The organism is Serratia sp. JSRIV001 (assembly GCF_019968745.1).
Classification (GTDB): Bacteria; Pseudomonadota; Gammaproteobacteria; order Enterobacterales; family Enterobacteriaceae; genus Chania; species Chania fonticola_B.
This window is the reverse complement of the sequence record NZ_CP074147.1, coordinates 4,087,295-4,107,251: the sequence shown is the minus strand read 5'-3', so window position 1 is coordinate 4,107,251 and position 19,957 is coordinate 4,087,295. Positions and strand designations below refer to the sequence as shown.

Here is a 19,957-nt window from a genome sequence, read left to right as displayed (position 1 = left end):
AAAATGACGATGCAAACCATCGCGTATTTTTTGCGCTCTCACCAGATTGACCCGAAAACGGTTATAAAAAGAGCATTGGTTGAGTTTGAAGAGAAAACCGGTGTTTTTCCTGAAGGAAGTCCTGTCTGTGATGAATTGCTAGCTCTTGGGTGCGCTAAATACCGGGAATGTAATACAGCTGACGGATACCGAGTGCTCTATAGCACCACGTTTGGCAAAGAGGATACGCGGATTTACGTCCACGCGATGTTGTCCCAAAAGCAAGACATTGCAAGCTTACTTTTCAACCGCATACTTGAATGGCAGTAAGATTTTCTGAGCGTCATGCCAGCAATAACTATGTCCTCCTCAAAAAATAGAATCGCATGCTTTATCGGCATCAAATAAAAAACGCCCGATAAACTTCATCGGGCGTCTTAAGACTAGAACTTGTCGATTCTAAAGCTGTTAGCCCAGAACCAAGCCTGTGATGGCCGCTGACAGCAGGCTAACCAGGGTAGAGCCGTAAACCAGCTTAAGGCCGAAACGTGAAACCACGTTGCCCTGATGCTCGTTCAACCCTTTAATCGCACCGGCTACGATACCGATAGAAGAGAAGTTGGCGAAGGACACCAGGAACACGGACAGGATACCCATGCTGCGTGGAGACAGCTCAGCACCGATTTTCTGCAGTTCCATCATGGCAACGAATTCGTTGGAAACCAGCTTGGTCGCCATGATGCTGCCAACCTGTAACGCTTCATGCTTAGGCACGCCAAGGACCCAGGCAAATGGATAGAAGAAGTAACCCAGGATTTCCTGGAAGCTCAGGCCGAAGATGGCGCTGAACAGGCCGTTAAGCGCGGCAATCAGGGCGATAAAGCCAATCAGCATCGCGGCAACGATAATCGCCACCTTGAAGCCTGCCAGAATGTATTCACCCAGCATTTCAAAGAAGCTTTGGCCTTCGTGCAGATTGCCGAGGTGCAGCTCTTCTTCTTTACTGGTGTCATAAGGGTTGACCAGTGACAGGACGATAAAGGTGCTGAACATGTTCAGTACCAGTGCCGCCACGACATACTTGGCATCCAGCATGGTCATGTATGCGCCAACGATGGACATGGAAACTGTCGACATCGCGGTAGCGGCCATGGTGTACATGCGTTTTTCTGACATCTTGCCCAGCACATCTTTGTAGGCAATGAAGTTCTCAGACTGGCCCAGGATCAACGAACTGACGGCGTTGAAGGATTCCAGTTTACCCATACCGTTCACTTTAGACAGCACGGTCCCGATGATGCGGATGATAAACGGCAGCACTTTGATGTATTGCAGAATACCGATCAGGGCAGAGATGAACACGATTGGGCACAGCACCTTCAGGAAGAAGAAGGCCAGACCTTTGTCACCCATCCCGCCGAACACAAAATCAGTCCCTTGCCCCGCAAACCCGAGCAACTTGTCGAACATTGCTGCAAAGCCTTTTACAAAGCCTAAACCTGCTTCCGAGTTCAGGAAGAAATAGGCCAGTAACACTTCAATAACCAACAACTGAATAACATAGCGGATGCGGATGTTTTTACGATCGCGGCACACTAACAGGGCCAGGATTGCAACCACCACTAACGCTAACGCAAAGTGCGCAATATGGGACATGTTTGCTCCAAATTTGAGGCAGGCTGAATTTCGGTTGTCATTTTATGTAACGCCAAGTTTAAAAACGAGACATTCATAGCAAATATGGAAAATCATAGTGGAGATAGTCCTAATCTATGACGGCAAAGCACCAAAGATCAAGATGTTAATAAATATGCGTGTTCGTGGCATTTTTGTGCTATTTTTATTATCAAGCGTGATCCGCTCTGAACCTTGTGATCTAGAGTAGATGGAAACGCCAGGATTTCATGCGATCTGTTCGATAAAACCTTCGTTTTTGGCTATCGCAGAGATAACCATTATCGCTGCAAATGCACTTGATAATCATTATCACTTAAGTAAAGATGAAGGTGAGCTAAATTAGTAAGGGTTTTCGCTATGCTGAACAGTCGCGCGGTTAACAATACTTCCTCCAGCCGCCCGTCCAGAAAGATCAAACTTTCTCTGATGGGGCCTGCCTTTATCGCCGCCATCGGCTATATCGACCCCGGTAATTTTGCCACTAATATTCAAGCTGGCGCTTCTTTTGGTTACACGCTGCTGTGGGTGGTGGTATGGGCCAACGTCATGGCGATGCTGATCCAATTGCTGTCTGCCAAACTCGGCATCGCTACCGGTAAAAACCTTGCTGAGCATATCCGCGATCGCTTCCCGCGCCCGGCCGTCTGGGCTTATTGGGTGCAGGCGGAGATTATCGCGATGGCCACTGACTTGGCCGAGTTTATCGGTGCCGCGATCGGTTTCAAACTGCTGCTGGGAGTAACGTTGTTGCAGGGGGCAGTCCTCACCGGCATTGCCACCTTCCTGATCCTGATGCTGCAAAAACGCGGGCAAAAGCCGCTGGAACTGGTGATTGGCGGCCTGCTGCTGTTTGTGGCAATGGCCTATATCGTGGAGCTGGTATTTTCTCAGCCGCAGTTGAGCGGGTTGATTAGAGGGATGGCGATCCCGGATTTGCCGAATGGTGACGCGGTGTTTCTTGCTGCGGGGGTGTTAGGGGCAACCATCATGCCGCATGTGATTTATTTGCACTCCTCGCTGACGCAGACTGCCGGTAAAGACTCTAAAGCCGAACGTTATTCGGCCACCAAGCTGGACGTGGCGATCGCCATGACCATTGCCGGTTTTGTTAACCTGGCGATGATGGCCACCGCCGCTGCCGCATTCCATTTCAACGGCCACAGCGGCATTACCGATCTTGACCAAGCTTACCTGACGTTGCAGCCGTTGCTCGGCAATGCGGCGGCCACCATTTTTGGCCTGAGCCTGGTTGCAGCAGGTCTTTCTTCTACCGTGGTAGGCACTTTGGCGGGGCAGGTGGTGATGCAGGGCTTTGTCCGCTTCTATATCCCTATCTGGGTACGGCGGGTGGTCACCATGATGCCATCGTTTATTGTCATCATGATGGGGATGGATGCGACGCGTATCCTTGTTTTGAGCCAGGTGCTGCTGAGCTTTGGTATCGCCCTGGCGTTGGTGCCGCTGCTGGCGTTTACCGGCAACCGTGAACTGATGGGGGATATGGTCAACGGTCGTCTAATCCAGAATCTCGGTAAACTGATTGTGTTGGTGGTGGTTGGGCTCAACGGTTATCTGCTGATCAGTAACTTGCTTTAGGATCGTTCCTCTCACCCTAGCTTATGTAGAGGGGTTAAACGTGCTACAGACTGACTTCTGCACCTGATTACTATGCCGAACAGCTCCCTCGCCCTGTGGGAGTGTATAGACCGGGGGCATGTTGAACACTTAGCATCCTTTACCCAGCCTTTCTTCTTCTTACATCACTTTCCGAAGCAGTACGAGCTAATCAAAAGCTCCAGACAGCTCCCTCTCCCTGTGGGAGAGGGTTGGGGTGAGGGGTCAATCATCATGATCGTGATGATGGTTTTTGTGATGATGCTTATTCTTATGGTGCTGCTTTTTATACTGTTTGTAATAATATTTATCAGCCTTGCGGTAGCGGCCATCATGGTAGTAATAATTTTTATGCCAGTAATCGCGGTCCCGCCAGCGATAGCCATCCCAATAGTAGCCACGGCGGCTGCGCTCCCCTAAATCACGCCCCTGATGGCCATGCCACCAATCGCGATCGCGCCAATCGTAACCGTCCCAGTAATTGCCGCGTTTGTCCTGGTCACCAATCTGCAGCGATACCCCCGGCAGCAAATCAATATTGACGCTGCTGGCATGGGCGATGTGGGCGATGGGCATGAAAAGCGCCGCCAGAATGGCTGCGGTAAACAGAGGTTTAAACATTTAGGCTCCCTTGGCCGAATACCGATAATGAAGCACGTTCATCGGTATAGGTTTTGGCCATGCAAACGGTTGTTATCCCTCGCTCTTTAACGCTGTGCGTAAAATCCCTGAGGTATTTATCTGAGAGATGTTAACGCCGTGGGGCGACCGCGCCTTTGGGCAAATTCTGAAAGCCATGGAGAACACCGGGGATTGGGAGTTATCTGAGGAGAACGGTGAGAAAACCGCCGATACCCTACCGGCGGCTTGTAAGCGATTACATCAGGATCTGCTCTATCTTGGCGATCTCTTCTGCGCTGAATTTACGGTTGGCCAACATACCGACCGCATCTTCAATCTGGCTGACTTTGCTAGCACCGATCAAAACGGAAGTGACGCGATCGTTACGCAACACCCAGGCTAGCGCCATCTGCGAAAGTTTTTGGCCACGCTGCTCTGCTAGCGCGTTCAGTTGGCGAACCTTTTGCAGTTTCGTTTCGGTAATCTGTTCGGGAGTGAGGGATCGGCTACCGCTCGCTGCGCGGGAATCAGGCGGAATGCCTTGCAAATAGCGATCTGTCAGTATGCCTCCGGCCAGCGGCGAAAAGGCGATGGACCCTACGCCATGTTCTTCCAGCGTATCCAGCAACTCGGGTTCGACCCAGCGTTCAAACATCGAGTACTTTGGCTGGTGGATCACACAAGGAGTGCCAAGCTGCTGCAGAATGGCAAATGCCTGCCGCGCCCGTTCGGCCGGGTAATTCGATAATCCGACATACAGCGCTTTCCCTTGGCGGACTATCAAATCCAACGCCGCCATGGTTTCTTCCAGCGGCGTATCCGGGTCAGGGCGGTGATGGTAGAAGATATCCACATAGTCGAGCCGCATGCGCTGCAGGCTTTGATTGAGGCTGGCGATCAGGTATTTCTTCGATCCCCAGTCACCGTAGGGGCCAGGCCACATGGTGTAGCCCGCCTTGGAGGAGATAATCAGCTCATCGCGATAAGGCTGGAGATCCTGATGCAGAATACGGCCGAAATTCTCTTCGGCAGAACCCGGCGGTGGCCCGTAGTTATTGGCCAGATCGAAGTGGGTAATGCCAAGATCGAAGGCACGATGCACCAGATTGCGTGCGTTGTCATACAGCGTGCTATCGCCAAAGTTGTGCCACATACCGAGTGAAACGGCCGGAAGTTGCAGCCCGCTGCGTCCGCAACGGCGATATTCCATATTCTGGTAGCGGGCAGACTCAGCTTGATAAACCATAAGATCCTCATCGACAGCGGGGAAGGGTATTCAGTGTATGCGCTTCCACATGGGTTGTCAGAGTGTGAGATCACGCTAATTGTTCGCCATTTATTCAAACTGCTTATGGATGATCCCTGCTGCATGCTGCTGGTGCGTAGATGTAAAGCAGAGTTTCCAGTTCATCTCTGGTGATAAAGTTCGAGATTTCGGCTAAATCTCTAATACTTAATGCTAACCATTCTTCCGTTACCTAGGTGATGATCATGAGCAAGAGCTATACGGTGGCAGATTACTTTCTCGATCGGTTAGCCCAGATTGGCATTCGCCACTTTTTTGGCGTACCGGGAGATTACAACCTGCAGTTTCTCGATCATGTTATTGATCATCAGCAGATAACCTGGGTAGGCTGCGCCAACGAGCTAAACGCCGCCTATGCTGCCGATGGTTATGCCCGCTGTAAGCCAGCCGCGGCACTGTTGACCACCTTTGGTGTGGGTGAATTAAGTGCGATAAACGGCATTGCCGGCAGCTATGCCGAGTACCTACCGGTGATCCACATTGTTGGCGCCCCGGCTTTGCGAGCACAGCGTGCCGGGGATTTGCTGCACCATTCGTTGGGGGATGGGGACTTCGGCCATTTTGCTCGTATGGCGAAAGAGGTAACCATCGCCCAGGCCAGCCTGACGGCCAGCAATGCGGAAGCGGAAATCGATCGCCTATTGACCACCGCACTCTACGAGCGCCGCCCGGTGTACCTGCTGTTACCAAGTGACGTTGCTGAAGCGCCGTTGGCTTCGCGTCCGGCACCTTTGGTGTTGCGTCAACCCAATCTGTCCGACGTTTCCCTACAGGCATTTATCGCTGCCGCACGGGCAAAACTGCAGGCCGCCCATCGGGTTTCCCTGCTGGCGGATTTTCTGGCCGAACGCTTCGGTGCCGAACTCGTGCTGGAACAATGGATGAATGAGGTCAATATTCCCCATTCAACAATGTTGTTAGGCAAAAGCGTGTTGGATGAAACTCATGCCTGCTTCACCGGAACTTATGCCGCCGCCGCCAGCGATCCACTGGTCAAGCAGCAGATTGAGGGAGCTGATGTGGTGATTAACGTCGGGGTGCGCTTCACCGATACCATCACTGCCGGTTTTAGCCATAATCTGTCCGTGGATAAATGCATCGATATCCAACCGTTCGAGGCGCGGGTTGGCCAGCAGGTATTCAGCCAAATCCCTATGCGCGAAGCCGTGAAGGCTCTGCACCAACTGACGTTATCGTTAGCCAGCAAGTGGCCGTTACCGTCGATAAAACGGCCAGCATTGCCGGAGCCGAGTGCCAGCGGTCTGGATCAACATGGTTTCTGGCGGCAAATCCAAGACTTCTTGCAGCCGGGAGATATCCTGATTGCTGAGCAGGGCACCGCCTGCTTTGGCGCGGCATCGTTGACGCTGCCGCAGGGGTGCCGGTTTATCGTACAGTCCTTATGGGGTTCGATCGGCTATACCTTACCGGCTGCATTTGGCGCGCAGACTGCTGAGCCTCAGCGTCGGGTTATATTATTGATTGGCGATGGAGCCGCTCAGCTTACCGTGCAGGAGTTGGGCAGCATGTTGCGCGATGGGCAAAAGCCAGTGATTTTGCTGCTGAATAATGACGGTTACACCATCGAGCGAGCCATCCACGGGCCAGAACAGCGCTATAACGATATCGCGCAATGGAATTGGACGCGGTTATCGCAGGCTTTTTCGCTCGATCGTCAGTTGAAATGCCTGCGTGTCACCGAACCTGAGCAGTTGCGTGCGGCGCTTGGTGAGGTCGGTGGTAGCGATCAACTGGCCTTTATCGAGGTAGTGTTGCCGAAAATGGACATACCTGAACTGCTCGATTGCGTGTCGCGGGCTATTCAATTGCGTAATGCGGCGGCTTGATCGGCGGCGTTTTCCAGTAAGCGATCCAATAACCACAGCCCCGCCGGCCCCGGCGGGGTAAGCTTGGACCATACGGCATCGACCGAGATGGTTTGCGGCCAGCCACGCATTTTCAGCTCAGTCAGACGTTGCCGCCCGTACTGTTTGACCAGCCAGTGCGGTAGTATCGCCCAACCCGCCCCTTGTTCCGCCATCTCCAACAGCATCAGATAACTGGGCGCCGACCAGGTTCGCCCGCGCGGTTTGGTTGCGTTGTTACTGGTATAGGTGTTGAGGTAAAGTTGGCGGCTGCTGGCAAGGTGGGCCTGTGTCAGGGCCGGGAGACGGGTCAGCGGATGGTCATGAGCAACAAACACCCCCATTTCAGTCTGCTCTGGCAGCCTGGCGACGGCGATCTCGGGGGGGTAGGTGGGTTGTACCGCCAGCATCCCCAGGTGAGCGCGGCCAGTCTGTAGCAGATCCAGTACATCCTCCCCTTCGGCGATCATGCATTCCAGCTCAATATCCTGATAACGCCGCTCGAAATGTTTCAGCAGGTTATCGTGATGGTTGGGTTGATAGGTATCGGAAAATACGATGGTTAGCCGCGGTTCGATATTGTCCCCCAAGCGGATGCTCAGCGCATCGAGTCGCTCGCTGGCTGCGAGGATTTCCTGCACGTGGCCCAGCACCTTGCGGCCAGCTTCCGTCAATACAGGCTGGCGCGCCTGGCGATCGAACAGCGTCAGCCCAAGGTCCGCCTCCAGATTGGCAATGGCGGTGCTGATGGTGGACTGGCTTTTGCGCAGTCTGCGTGCGGCAGCAGAAAACGAGCCTAACGCGGCAGCCTCAACAAAGGCCAGTAGGGCTTCTGGGGAATAGCGCATGATGTATCTACTTTATCGATGGAACCTATTTTTAATCTACGCAAAAAACCGATGATAATCACCTGACATTTTCAATAACGGTCACAAAACAGGTGAAGTATGCAGTTGCAAAACAAGTCGTTGGTTGAACGTATCGTTCACGCCGTGGGGTTCGAAGCTATCGCCGTGATGATCTGTGCCCCTTTGGGGGCGTGGCTGCTTAACCGCTCGATGGCGCAGGTCGGGGCGCTGGCGGTCATGTTATCTACCGTCGCCATGCTGTGGAACATCGTCTATAACTCGATCTTTGATCGGCTGTGGCCGGTGAGCCGAGTGGTCAGAACGCTGAAAGTGCGTATTGGCCACGCCTTTGGCTTTGAAGCCGGGTTTGTACTGATTGGTCTGCCGATAGCCGCCTTTATGCTCAATATTTCGTTGTGGCAGGCTTTTGTGCTGGAGATCGGTTTCTTCCTGTTCTTCCTGCCTTATACCATGGCGTATAACTGGGTCTACGATACCCTGCGCCAGCGTTGGTTTGAGCCGCGCCAGGCGAAGGTTAGCAGTTCGCACAGCAAATAATTGCTTCGTCAGTCAGGTCGTTCTCGGGTAATGTCTGGTTGATAGTGAGTCACAGCCAAGGAGAACTGAATGAAAGTGTTGGGATTATTGGGCGGGATGAGTTGGGAATCCACCATCCCCTATTACCGAATGATCAACGAGCAGGTGAAACAGCGGCTTGGTGGCCTGCATTCAGCCAAAATCGTGCTCTACAGCGTGGATTTTCATGAAGTGGAGCGCTTGCAGCACCAAGGTGATTGGGAAGGCGCTGGTCGTTTGCTGGCAGCGGCCGCCGCTTCGCTGCGTGCTGCTGGTGCCGAGGCCATTGTGATTTGTACCAACACTATGCATAAGGTAGCTGATGCGGTGGAACAGGCCAGCGGCCTGCCGCTGATCCATATTGCCGATGCCACAGCATTGCAGGTACGCCAGCAAAATATCCACCGTATCGGCTTGCTCGGCACGCGCTTTACCATGGAACAGGATTTTTACCGTGGGCGTTTGCAGGACAAATTTGCTATCGACGTAGTCACGCCGGATGCTGCCGATCGCGATATCGTACACCGCATCATTTATGAAGAGCTGTGCCTGGGCAAAATCGTTGATACTTCACGCAATGAATATCGCCGGATTATTGCCAAGCTGGAACAGCAGGGCGCCGAGGGGATCATCTTTGGCTGCACTGAAATCGGCCTGTTGGTTAGCGCACAAGATGCCGCCGTGCCGGTATTCGACACCACGGCCATTCATGCGCATGCCGCTGCCGAGTATGCTCTGGCCTAGTCTTCATGTGGAGGCTGGTATTTTACTACCAGCATCAAAGGTTTGCCCGCCAGCATCAACCAGGCGGGCAACATTACAATACACAGTATCGGTAACAGGTGCAGCTCTGGCACCACCGCTACGGCCATAAACAGGCTCAGCCAGCCGTCGCGAGTTACCACCAGCACCAACCCCATAATGGCACAGGAAACGGTGATCGCTGCCGGAACCGCCGGGACATGCTGATGCAACATCAACCCCAGCGCGACGCCGATAAATACCGCCGGGAAAATACGCCCGCCGCGGAATCCGCACGCCGCTGCGACCACCAGGGCGGCCAGCTTGGTCAGAGTGATCACCAGCAGTTGGCTGGTGGTGAAACTGCCGTCGACCACCAACAGTTTCATCTCATCCAATCCTTTGAATAGGGTGATATCTCCGCCAATGACCCCAAGGATACCTAGCAGCAGGCCACCTAGCCCGAGCATCAATACCGGGTTTTTCAGCGAATGGAACATGTGGTGCATGCGTGGGAAGCACCAGATCGCCACCATCCCCAGGGCAATAGCGATCAGCGCGACCACCGAGCCGCTGAAGATATCGCGTAGCCGGGTCACATTGTAAGCATCAAGCTGTAGGGTAAAGTTCGGGGTAAAGAACATCTGGGTAGTGACGGCACCGGCGGCAGCGGCCATCAGCGGGGCAAACAGCCGATCCCACAAGGGGACTTCGTTATTTCCCCCTAGCGTTTGCGAGAAAATCAGAGCGGCGGCAACCGGTGTACCAAACATTGCGCCAATCGTGCCAGCGGCGGCGAGGATGATCCAATCCATCTTCGGCACCTTTGGCAATAACCTGGCACCCAGTGCGACCACCAGGGCAATATTGATGGCGGTGATCGGGTTTTCCGGCCCCAAACTGACGCCACCCGCCAGGCCCACCATCAAGGCTAATGCCAACCCCGGTACGGCGGCCAGCGGCAAAGGCATACCAATCAGCGACTCGGTAGCCGGATCTGGCCCGGCATGGCCCGGCACGAAGCGTACGATTAACCCAACGGCGATACCGGCCAGTGTAAGCATGCCGATGGTCCACCAAGGGGAATGGCTATCGATATTGAGCAGCTCCGGGAGGCGAACCCACAGCCAATTCTGCAGCACGTTGGCACTTTCCATCAGCAAGATAAGGATCAGGCTGGAGGCGGAACCGATAACGATCGCGGGCAGGGCGAAGGCCAACATAGCATTGGCGCGCGGATGCAGCATGCGGGATCCCTTGTTGTCACGTCCCTGATTGGCAGGGAAAACAGAGAGTAAAGCCAGCAGAATCGCCAGGCCTCAGAGAAATGGTTTGCATAGTATATAGCTCCAACGGAGCGATTTCGCTAATGGTAGCCGCACGCGATCGCTTTCATCTCATGTTTTTTGCACCAATCTGTAACCGACGGTATAAATCGGTGAAATAGGGTCTGGCTGAAACGTTTTTTGTGATCTGGATCGCTATTGAGCAGCGGGCCGCAGAATGCCGATTGTTGTTTGGGCGGCGTGATTTTACAGTGTACCCAATTTCGCATTTTTCATTTTAGGGAGAAACACCGATGACCTATGCCCTCGTAGGTGATGTTGGCGGCACCAATGCCCGCCTGGCGCTGTGCACTGTCGAGACGGGCGAGATCGCCCAGGCGAAAACCTATTCTGGTCTGGAGTTCGATAGCCTGGAAGCGGTGATCCGCCAATACCTGGCCGAGCTGCAACTGGAGGTTCAGGATGCCTGTATCGCCATCGCCTGCCCGGTAACCGAGGATTGGGTCGCCATGACCAATCACACCTGGGCCTTCTCCATCAAAGCGATGAAAGAGAACCTGGGCTTAAAGCACCTGGAAGTGATTAACGATTTTACTGCGGTTTCGATGGCGATTCCGATGCTGTCCGAAGATGACGTGTTGCAGTTTGGCGGGGGCAAAGCGCAAAAGGATAGACCGATTGCCGTTTACGGTGCGGGTACGGGGCTGGGGGTATCACACCTGGTACACGTAAACCGTCGTTGGGTGAGTTTGCCGGGTGAAGGTGGTCACGTAGATTTTGCACCGAACAGTGAAGAGGAGGACATCATCCTGGAGGTGCTGCGTGGCGAAGTGGGGCACGTCTCTGCGGAACGCGTGCTGTCTGGCCCTGGGCTGGTGAATCTGTACCGTGCCATCGTCAAGGCAGACAAGCGCCTGCCGGAGAAGCTGCAACCCAAAGATATCACCGAGCGCGCGCTGGCGGACAGCTGTACCGATTGCCGCCGTGCCCTGTCCCTGTTCTGCGTGATCATGGGTCGGTTTGGCGGCAACCTGGCGTTGAATCTGGGGACGTTTGGCGGGGTGTATATCGCCGGGGGCATCGTGCCGCGCTTTATGGAGTTCTTCAAGGCCTCCGGATTCCGCGCTGCTTTTGAAGACAAGGGCCGCTTTAAAGACTACGTGCGAGAAATTCCGGTGTTTATGATCACCCATTCCCAACCGGGGCTGCTGGGGGCTGGCGCTCATCTGCGGCAGACGCTGGGTATGCATCTGTAATCAACACAATAAAAAAAGGCGCTACCGGTTTGGCAGCGCCCTTTTTTTTACTCGCCTCTTAGCCGTTGGCTTTGGCCAACACAGGCTCTGCGTGAGACTCTTCTTCCTGCTCAACCGCTTTCGGCGCTTTGATAAACAGGGTAATCAGCAGTGAAATCACCGACAGCACACCCATCACCATGAAAGTCGCGTGGAAGCCGCCGAAGTGGTTGGCCACAAACGACCCAGCCAGCGCGCCCAGACCAAAGCCCTGATAAATGATGCCGTAGTTTTTGCTGTGGTTTTTCAGGCCGAAGAAGTCACCGACAATCGCCGGGAAGACGGTAATGTTGCCACCGAAACAGAAGGCGACCGCGCCGACGCAGATAAAGAACAGCGTATGGCTCAGCGTCAGGAAGCTCAGTGCGGCAATCGCCAGAATAGTGACCAGCATGGTGAAGCTGATGACGCGCATACGACCTACTTTATCGGACAGGGTGCCTAGAATGATGCGGCCTGCGGTATTGAAGATTGCTACGGCGGAAACGGTGTTGGCGGCGGTGGCCAAATCCATCCCGGCCAGCTGTACGCCCATGTCTTTAACGATACCAATCAGATACAAGCCGCTCATGCAGGCCGCGAAGAAAATCACGAACAGCATATAGGCCTCTTTGCTGGCCAGCATCTGGCGCACGGTGTAATCGTTGCCCAGCGTACCGTGGTTAGCCTGTTGGTAAACCTGTACCGGTTCTTTGAGCAACATGGAACCCAGCACAATCAGCGCCATCACGATCACGCCCCAGTAGAAGAAGGCGGCAGAGACACCGGCACCGCTAATCAGGGCGGCGTTAACGTATTTGAACAACAGGCTGCCGCTGCCGAACGCCCCGACGGAGATGCCGGAAATCAGCCCCTTGTTGTCCGGGAACCATTTGATCAGGTTGGACAGGGTAGAGATGTAAGCGATACCCACCGCAAAACCGACCACCACGCCCGCTAACAGATAAATCATATCCAGCGATTGCACGTGGGCACTGGCAATCAACCCTAGGCCGACCAGCACGCCGGAAACCAGCGTCAGATTACGAATACCAAAACGTTCTTGCAGCTTACCGGCGAACAGCGTGGCGAAGGCCAGGAAGAAGCTGGTGATCGAGAAGGTAGTAGCGACATCGCCAAGGCCCCAGTGGAACTTGTCTACCAGCGGCTGGTTGAACAGGCTCCAGGTATAGATAGTGCCGAGGCCCATCTGGCAGATGATGGTGCCGAGAACGATTAAGCTGCGATTTGCCGGTTTGCTGTTCATGGCCGGTCTCCTTCCTGTATTGGCGTTGCCCATTGGCAAAATTAGCAAGGCAACCAGAGCCCTGCGGTATGGGCTTATTATAAAGGGGGCGATCGTTGCCAATGGCGGATCGGGAATGAACTGCCGCTGCCGAGGAATGAAATGCCGTTATCGCTGCATGAGTTGCCGAATAAGGGCTAAAAAGCCGTTGGAATGCGGCCTGCCGGGCGTGATCTACATCAAAGATATGTCAGAAAGATGGCCAAAGCGCTGCGGCAAACTGTGTGGTAATTGTGAAGGATATGCCTGAAAGGCGTAATTGGGCTTTCGTCCTATAGAGAACGTACCGGTGCGGAACTACTGTGATCGGTAAATGGACCCGTTCCATGCTCTGGGAGAGACCTGATGAAAAAAGTGCTGTTGTTATTGGCTGCGTTGTTGCCGCTTTCATTGCCTGCGGTGAGCCATGCGGATATTTCTGTCGGCATCAATGTGCCTGGAATGTCGCTGCATATTGGCGATCGTGATGACCGTGGCCATTACTGGGATGGTTATCGCTGGCGTGAACCGCGCTGGTGGCACGAGCATTATGGCCCACGCGGATATTACGGCCCACCGCCAAGGGCGGTTTACTACGGCCCCCCACGTCGTGAATGGCGTGATGGCCCACGTTATTACCGCATGCCACCACCACCACCGCCACGCTATTACCAACGGGAACACGGCCCGCGAGGCCCACGTTGGTAACTATAACCGCATCAGTTGGCGAAACGCTTTGACCTTGCTGCGGCTGACCGGGACTTCAAAATCCAGATCGCTCAGCCGCAGAATATAGGTGTTGTTGAACCAGGGAACGATTTCCCGGATCTTGGATAGATTGACGCAATACGAACGGTGGCAGCGGAAGAAAAACTCTTCCGGCAGCCGCTGGTAAAACTCGGTGATATTCATCGGCATTACAAACTCTTCGCGCCGGGTATACACCCGCGTGACTTTCTCATCGGCGGCGGCGTAGTAGATGTCGTTGATGTCCGTGACGATGATGCGCTCGTCTTTGATCAGGTTAATGCTGTGGCTGGTACGATTCGCCGGTGCGCTAGGCTCTGGCGTCTGCGCTGGTCGGTTATGCAATGCCTCCAGCTTTTGCAGCATGGTGATGATGCGTGCCTCATGATACGGCTTGAGGATATAGTCGAACGCCTCGATCTCAAACGCCTCCACCGCATGCTCTTTATAGGCAGTGATAAACACGATTGACGGACGATGCGCAAACTTGCTGATGTTCTGTGCCAACAATACGCCGTCTAACGACGGAATATTGATATCGAGGAAAATGGCGTCAACCTGATGGGTTTGCAGATATTTCAGCACGTCCAAGCCGTCTTCAAAGGTGGCTTCGATGGTGATATTGCTGTGTTTGTTAATCAGATAAGTCAGCTCTTGCTGGGCGAGAAACTCATCTTCCACAATGATGGCTTTCATAGTTGTTCCCCGGCAGGTTGTGGGCTGTTTTCGCTATGCAGTTTATTGCCGTTTTTGGTGACGTAGAAGGCGATCTCCGTTCCCGGCTCCAGCCGTCGGATGCGTAATCCTTCACCGTACAGCAGGGAAACCCGGTGGTGCACGTTGAGCAGGCCGATATTGTGGCCAGGCATTTCATTGCGTTCAACGCGTTCGATCACCAGCGGATCGATGCCGTTGCCAGTATCTTTCACCGAAATCCTGACGCGATCGCCCCGATCTTTCACCGCGATCACCACCACGCCTTTCCCTTTACAGGGTTGAATACCGTGCACGATGGCATTTTCCACCAGCGGCTGGATCAGCAAGCTAGGGATGCGTACGGCAATATCGTCGTCGATGTCATAAATCACCGTCAGCTTACTGCCGAAGCGCGCCTGCTCGATGGCGATATAGTCCTGGATCTGATGCAGTTCCTTACGGATATCGATCAGTTCGTCGTTCAGTTCCAGGTTATAGCGCAGGTAACGCGACAGGTTGATGATCAACTGGCGGGCGGTATCCTGATTTAGCCGGATCGACGACGAGATGGCGTTCAGCGCATTAAACAGGAAATGCGGATTGATTTTGCTTTGTAGCGCGCGCATTTCGGCCTTGTCCGCCATTTGGCGCAGATGCTCGATGCGCGAAACCTCCATCTGGGTGGAGATAATCTGCGATAGGCCAACCGCCATCACCTTCAGCGTATTAGTGATCTGATGGGCATGGCAGTAGTAAATTTTCAGCGCCCCGGTCACCTCACCTTTTTCCCATAGCGGGATCACCAGTTGGGAATGGATCTGCGGTGCGGTCTGGTTCTCGAGGTTGTTTTTGATGATGATTTTGCCCTGCTGGATGCTTTCCAGCGTGACTCGGCTCAGCCCTGCGCGCCCGAGTGGGTAATGTTCTGCTCCCACGCCAACGTAGGCCAGCACATGTTGGGTATCGGTGATGGCGACCGCATCTGCATTAATATCGTGGCGGATAATTTCGCAAATGGTGGCCAGCGATTCGCTATTGATATTACGGAAATAGGGCAGCGTTTTGCGGGCAATATCCAGCGCCAGCTTGGCCTGCCGTGCCGCAATCACCTCTTTTTCGTCTTCGACGCTTTGCACCAGCAGCACGATCAGGCCGATACACACCGTGCCGAGGATCATCGGCAGGGCAATTTTAGACACGATATCCAGCCCGAGTTCGGTGGGTTTGGCCCAGACAACGATCAGCAGCATGGTGAGTGATTCGCATAGCATGCCCCCCAAGATCCCGGCACGCCAGCGCTGGCCTTTCTTCACCTTCAGGTTGATATAACCGGCGCCGATCCCGGCAATAATGCTGGTGATCAGGCAGGGAACCGAGGTGATACCGTCGATATCGATCAGATAGCGGTGCAATCCGGCGATAATGCCGGTAATGATGCCAACCCAGGGGCCAAACAGGATCCCCCCGGCCATGATGGCGATCACCCGTACGTTAACCAGAGAGCCTTCGACATTGATGCCAGAATAGGTACTGAACAGGGCGAACAGAGAGAAGATGGCCGTGACTGCGGCCAGTTCCAGCGGAGTATGATCTTCCTTTTGCAACAGCTGGCGAAACAGCCGGGTGCGGGTGAGGAAAAACAGGCAGATCAACATCAGGGCGGCACGATCGAATACCGCTAACAACATTTCAAAAACAGGGTGCACAACGGCGGCTCACTGCGACGAACGGGAGACCACAGTATATCACAGCGTGGCAATGACCGCGGTGGCCGGAGCACACCGCGGTCATCAGGGTTATTTAAACCCCAACTGTTCCTTGCCGAGCGGCGTCAGCAGCTCAACGGTGGCGCGGCCAATGAAATCCACTTCGAAATCATCTGCAGCAAAATCCACCGGGCTTTTACCTGACAGGAAGCTTGGCAACTGCCGTTGCAGATAGGCATCGTTCTTCTCGCAACCCGGCGCGGCGGCAATGTACATCACGTTGCTGTCGAACTCGCCGTTATGCTCGTTTTCTACCGAATGGATCACGTCACAGTGCCAGAATACCGTATCTCCCGGCTCCAGATCGGGAATAGGGGATAACCCACTTAATAAAAGGGGATGCCACTGTTCCGAGATTGATAACGCCCGGCCTGGGGCGGCCCCACACAGATCGTCATCCGCCACATCGTCTTGCAGGGCGCGCAGCAGGATATAGGCCATGGCGTTGGCGATCGGTACTACGTTCAGCGTTCCTGCATGGGTACGTTGCGGCGTCAGCGCTGTCCAGCCCTGGAAAGTGCGGAACATGGAACAAACCGCCGGTGAGGCGATCTCGCGCACTTCGGTGCGGCCATCGGCGGCAAAGGGATCGTATTGCTGCCAGTTGCCGGAGAACACGTGACGATAGACGTAGCGGAAATTCTCATCCAACCAGCGTTCGATGGTGCCGCTATCCACATGCGGAGAAAGGCCCAGTGAAGAAGAGTTTGGCGGACGACGGCGGGTACGATCGGCATAGGTAGCAACGCGCGTTGGGTCAAAGTGCTGTTTGCCGTTGCTCTCGGTTGCCCACAGGCTGTTGAGGAACACCTGCACCGCATGCATGCGCTGATCTTGACGAGCCTCGACCTGAGGCTTCGACCAGTAAATGCCGTAGATCTGTGGCTTACTGGCGGCCAGTTTGCCAAAGTAGTTATCTTCGGCGGCATTTTTTAACCGCTCGACGAAGTTATTGCGTTCGAGATAGTCGCCAATCTCCTGATTCCAGGCCTCGGCTTTGCTGCGTGGGAATACGCCTCGAATAGCGCACACGCCGCGCTGTTTAATCAGGGCAATTTGTTGTTCGGTAACGCGTTGTTGCAGAATATCTTCGGCGTCCACCTGCGGCACCGGGTCCTGGCCGTTGGCCAGTTCCTGACGGATTTGCTCCACCTGCTGGCGAATATTGTCTTCCAGTTCCAGGAAGACTTCGCGATAGTTGGGTAGAGCCTGGCGTAACTGCTGCTTGACGCTTTTTATTGCGGCAGGAATATCATCGATGAGTAATGAAGCCATGGTGTTCTCCTTGGCCCGCCGGTGGGCGAGGATGTTAGTGGTAGGGTAGCGTTATAAAGTTGCTGTTTTGTTGTAACCTGGTTAATGATTATCTGTATTTAATAGGGGAAAATAAAGGGATATCTTTCATTCGTAACTTCCTCTTTTTCGTTTTTCGGAGATTTTCCTGATGAAATTAGAAACACCTCGCTTGCTGCTGACATCGCTTACCGCGGATGACTGGCCGTTATTCCTACGTCTGTTCCAGGATCCCCAGGTGATCCGTTACATTGCCGATCCGCTGCCGGAACACGAGATCCGCGAACGTTTCGAAGCACGCTTGCCCGCATGGGATAAGCATTGCGATCGCTGGCTATGCCTGGTGATGAGAGAAAAAAGCAGCGGTCAAGCGGTGGGAATGACCGGGTTTCGCCCTGAGTGGTCCCCTTGCCAGCAGGCCGAAGTGGGCTTTGGCAGCCTGCCGGAAGGGCAGGGGAAAGGTTATGGCAAAGAGTCGCTGCCTGTGATCTTGGACTTTGCCTTCAATGCCTGCGGGTTTCACAAAGTGTATGCCACGGTGACAGAGGGGAATTTAGCCTCACGGGGTCTGTTGGAGAGCTGTGGTTTTCAACTGGAAGGGACGCTGCGTGACAATTTCCGCCTGGCGGACCGGTGGTGTAATGACTGGCGGTTGGGGTTGTTGGCGACGGAATTTGCGGCTGCCGAACGGTAAAAAAATTGTTATGCGAGGGGCTCGACAGCCTGACAAGCCTGAGTTATGTTCGATGTTCGGCCATTCTGTGGCCAACGTCGCTCGGATGGTCCGGGCGCTAACGTCTCTTCGAGGTAACTATGTCTGATAACAACCCGCGCCGTTTCACGCGCATCGAACGCCTGCCCCCTTATGTGTTTAATATCACCTCTGAACTGAAGATGGCTGCACGCCGTCGCGGGGAAGATATTATCGATTTCAGCATGGGTAACCCGGATGGCCCGACGCCGCCGCATATCGTAGAGAAACTCTGTACCGTAGCCCAGCGTGATGATACACATGGCTACTCAACCTCTCGCGGTATTCCGCGCCTACGCCGTGCTATTTCGCACTGGTATCAGGAACGCTATCAGGTCGATATCGATCCCGAAAGCGAAGCCATTGTGACTATTGGCTCGAAAGAGGGCCTGGCGCACCTGATGTTGGCAACGCTCGATCATGGGGATACGGTGCTGGTGCCGAATCCAAGTTACCCGATCCATATTTATGGCGCGGTGATCGCCGGTGCGCAGGTGCGTTCCGTGCCGCTGGTGGACGGCGTGGATTTCTTTGGTGAGCTAGAGCGCGCCATTCGTGAAAGTATTCCGCGGCCAAAAATGATGATCCTGGGCTTCCCATCCAACCCGACTGCGCAGTGTGTAGAACTGGATTTCTTTGAGCGGGTAGTGGCACTGGCGAAACAGTATGACGTGCTGGTGATACACGATCTGGCCTACGCCGATATCGTCTATGACGGCTGGAAAGCGCCTTCGATCATGCAGGTGCCGGGAGCCAAAGACATTGCGGTAGAATTCTTCACCCTGTCGAAAAGCTACAATATGGCCGGCTGGCGTATTGGCTTTATGGTGGGGAATCCTGAGCTGGTTAGCGCATTGGCACGTATTAAAAGCTACCACGACTACGGCACCTTTACGCCGCTGCAGGTGGCCGCTATCGCCGCATTGGAAGGCGATCAGCAGTGCGTGTTGGACATTGCCGAGCAGTATCGCCAGCGCCGTAACGTGCTGGTGAAAGGGCTGCACGAAGCTGGCTGGATGGTAGAGAATCCGAAAGCCTCGATGTATGTGTGGGCAAAAATTCCTGAGCCTTACGCGCATCTGGGGTCGCTGGAGTTCGCCAAGCGTCTGTTGGCGGAGGCTAAAGTGTGCGTATCGCCGGGGATCGGCTTTGGCGATTACGGCGATACCCATGTGCGTTTTGCCTTGATTGAAAACCAGGATCGTATCCGCCAGGCGGTGCGCGGTATCAAGGCGATGTTCCGTGCTGATGGATTAATCAAGCCAGCTAAAACGGCGACTCCTCCTACCAAATAACACCCCATCTTGAGGGGACTGATGTGTTGCCTGAGATTAGGCAATCGCTGTTGCCCCTCACCCCGACCCTCTCCCACAGGGAGAGGGAGCTGGCCGGAGCGCTTGGTTGGTCCGCGCAGCTTCGGAAAGTAGGGAGCAAAAACAAGAAAGATAAGGTGTTACGCAAACCAAAAACTAACTCGATCGCCACCCCAGCCAAGGTGTGCCACCGTATTTTCAGACCCACTCGATCGGTCCCCTCTCCCTGTGGGAGAGGGTTAGGGTTAGGGTGAGGGGCATGTTTACGTACCCACCATCCTGATTTTTCTTCTACTTAAGGTTATCTTCAGTTGTTATC

Annotated in this window: 18 protein-coding genes; 9 read left to right on the top strand and 9 right to left on the bottom strand. The window is 54.2% G+C overall.

The window, feature by feature from the left end; genetic code table 11:
• The first annotated feature begins 3 nt into the window (after window positions 1-3).
• On the top strand, window positions 4-309 hold the full coding sequence (locus KGP17_RS19040) for a type II toxin-antitoxin system RelE/ParE family toxin (protein WP_223498159.1): 306 nt from the start codon (window positions 4-6) through the stop codon (window positions 307-309).
• A 138-nt stretch (window positions 310-447) separates the two neighbouring features.
• Here KGP17_RS19040 and KGP17_RS19035 read toward each other — a convergent pair whose 3' ends face one another.
• Window positions 448-1,635 carry a NupC/NupG family nucleoside CNT transporter gene (locus KGP17_RS19035; RefSeq protein ID WP_021178662.1) on the bottom strand — a complete coding sequence of 396 codons (1,188 nt, stop codon included), beginning with the start codon at window positions 1,633-1,635 and terminating at the stop codon, window positions 448-450.
• A gap of 378 nt (window positions 1,636-2,013) precedes the next feature.
• On the opposite strand from KGP17_RS19035, the gene KGP17_RS19030 reads away from it, so the two are divergent.
• Window positions 2,014-3,252 (top strand): Nramp family divalent metal transporter, encoded by a 1,239-nt coding sequence (locus KGP17_RS19030; RefSeq protein WP_021807035.1) that lies wholly within the window; start codon window positions 2,014-2,016, stop codon window positions 3,250-3,252.
• 243 nt (window positions 3,253-3,495) lie between these two features.
• On the opposite strand, the gene KGP17_RS19025 is transcribed toward KGP17_RS19030, so the two are convergent.
• Entirely contained in the window at window positions 3,496-3,891 is a 396-nt protein-coding gene (locus KGP17_RS19025) for a DUF2502 domain-containing protein (RefSeq protein WP_021807034.1), read from the bottom strand.
• A gap of 256 nt (window positions 3,892-4,147) precedes the next feature.
• On the bottom strand, window positions 4,148-5,137 hold the full coding sequence (mgrA, locus tag KGP17_RS19020; RefSeq protein ID WP_209555389.1) for an L-glyceraldehyde 3-phosphate reductase: 990 nt from the start codon (window positions 5,135-5,137) through the stop codon (window positions 4,148-4,150).
• A 245-nt stretch (window positions 5,138-5,382) separates the two neighbouring features.
• On the opposite strand from mgrA, the gene KGP17_RS19015 reads away from it, so the two are divergent.
• Window positions 5,383-7,044: an alpha-keto acid decarboxylase family protein gene (locus tag KGP17_RS19015; RefSeq protein WP_223498158.1), complete on the top strand. Its 1,662-nt coding sequence runs from the start codon at window positions 5,383-5,385 to the stop codon at window positions 7,042-7,044.
• On the opposite strand, the gene KGP17_RS19010 is transcribed toward KGP17_RS19015, so the two are convergent.
• Window positions 7,020-7,910, bottom strand: coding sequence for a LysR family transcriptional regulator (locus KGP17_RS19010; RefSeq protein WP_094982027.1), 891 nt, complete (start codon window positions 7,908-7,910; stop codon window positions 7,020-7,022). The genes KGP17_RS19015 and KGP17_RS19010 overlap by 25 nt on opposite strands.
• Window positions 7,911-8,009: 99 nt before the next feature.
• On the opposite strand from KGP17_RS19010, the gene KGP17_RS19005 reads away from it, so the two are divergent.
• Window positions 8,010-8,468: a multidrug/biocide efflux PACE transporter gene (locus KGP17_RS19005; RefSeq protein WP_021807030.1), complete on the top strand. Its 459-nt coding sequence runs from the start codon at window positions 8,010-8,012 to the stop codon at window positions 8,466-8,468.
• Between the two features lie 69 nt (window positions 8,469-8,537).
• Complete coding sequence (locus KGP17_RS19000; RefSeq protein ID WP_223498157.1) at window positions 8,538-9,230, top strand: aspartate/glutamate racemase family protein; 693 nt, start codon at window positions 8,538-8,540, stop codon at window positions 9,228-9,230.
• Here KGP17_RS19000 and KGP17_RS18995 read toward each other — a convergent pair.
• Window positions 9,227-10,474 carry an ion channel protein gene (locus KGP17_RS18995; RefSeq protein ID WP_223498156.1) on the bottom strand — a complete coding sequence of 416 codons (1,248 nt, stop codon included), beginning with the start codon at window positions 10,472-10,474 and terminating at the stop codon, window positions 9,227-9,229. The two genes, KGP17_RS19000 and KGP17_RS18995, sit on opposite strands and share 4 nt — an antisense overlap.
• A 332-nt stretch (window positions 10,475-10,806) precedes the next feature.
• Here KGP17_RS18995 and glk point away from each other — a divergent pair, with 332 nt between their 5' ends.
• The gene (glk, locus tag KGP17_RS18990; protein ID WP_021807027.1) at window positions 10,807-11,769 is read left to right on the top strand and encodes a glucokinase; all 963 of its coding nucleotides are present in this window, start codon (window positions 10,807-10,809) and stop codon (window positions 11,767-11,769) included.
• A gap of 58 nt (window positions 11,770-11,827) precedes the next feature.
• Here glk and KGP17_RS18985 read toward each other — a convergent pair whose 3' ends face one another.
• Window positions 11,828-13,054: an OFA family MFS transporter gene (locus KGP17_RS18985; RefSeq protein WP_223498155.1), complete on the bottom strand. Its 1,227-nt coding sequence runs from the start codon at window positions 13,052-13,054 to the stop codon at window positions 11,828-11,830.
• A gap of 384 nt (window positions 13,055-13,438) precedes the next feature.
• On the opposite strand from KGP17_RS18985, the gene KGP17_RS18980 reads away from it, so the two are divergent.
• Window positions 13,439-13,780, top strand: coding sequence for a DUF2502 domain-containing protein (locus KGP17_RS18980; RefSeq protein ID WP_223498154.1), 342 nt, complete (start codon window positions 13,439-13,441; stop codon window positions 13,778-13,780).
• Here KGP17_RS18980 and KGP17_RS18975 read toward each other — a convergent pair whose 3' ends face one another.
• The 3 genes from KGP17_RS18975 to KGP17_RS18965 all read right to left on the bottom strand — a co-directional run bounded on the left by KGP17_RS18975 (window position 13,781) and on the right by KGP17_RS18965 (window position 17,556).
• Window positions 13,781-14,515 carry a LytTR family DNA-binding domain-containing protein gene (locus KGP17_RS18975; RefSeq protein ID WP_021807023.1) on the bottom strand — a complete coding sequence of 245 codons (735 nt, stop codon included), beginning with the start codon at window positions 14,513-14,515 and terminating at the stop codon, window positions 13,781-13,783.
• Window positions 14,512-16,203, bottom strand: a complete 1,692-nt coding sequence (locus KGP17_RS18970; RefSeq protein WP_059201425.1) for a sensor histidine kinase — start codon at window positions 16,201-16,203, stop codon at window positions 14,512-14,514. The genes KGP17_RS18975 and KGP17_RS18970 overlap by 4 nt, the downstream gene beginning before the upstream one ends.
• 108 nt (window positions 16,204-16,311) lie before the next feature.
• Window positions 16,312-17,556, bottom strand: a complete 1,245-nt coding sequence (locus tag KGP17_RS18965; protein ID WP_179249909.1) for a DUF1479 domain-containing protein — start codon at window positions 17,554-17,556, stop codon at window positions 16,312-16,314.
• 169 nt (window positions 17,557-17,725) lie between these two features.
• On the opposite strand from KGP17_RS18965, the gene KGP17_RS18960 reads away from it, so the two are divergent.
• On the top strand, window positions 17,726-18,268 hold the full coding sequence (locus KGP17_RS18960) for a GNAT family N-acetyltransferase (protein ID WP_059201424.1): 543 nt from the start codon (window positions 17,726-17,728) through the stop codon (window positions 18,266-18,268).
• Window positions 18,269-18,387: 119 nt separating this feature from the next.
• A complete protein-coding gene (gene alaC / locus KGP17_RS18955) occupies window positions 18,388-19,620 on the top strand; it encodes an alanine transaminase (RefSeq protein ID WP_021807019.1) in 1,233 nt (410 codons plus the stop codon).
• The last annotated feature ends 337 nt before the right edge of the window (window positions 19,621-19,957 follow it).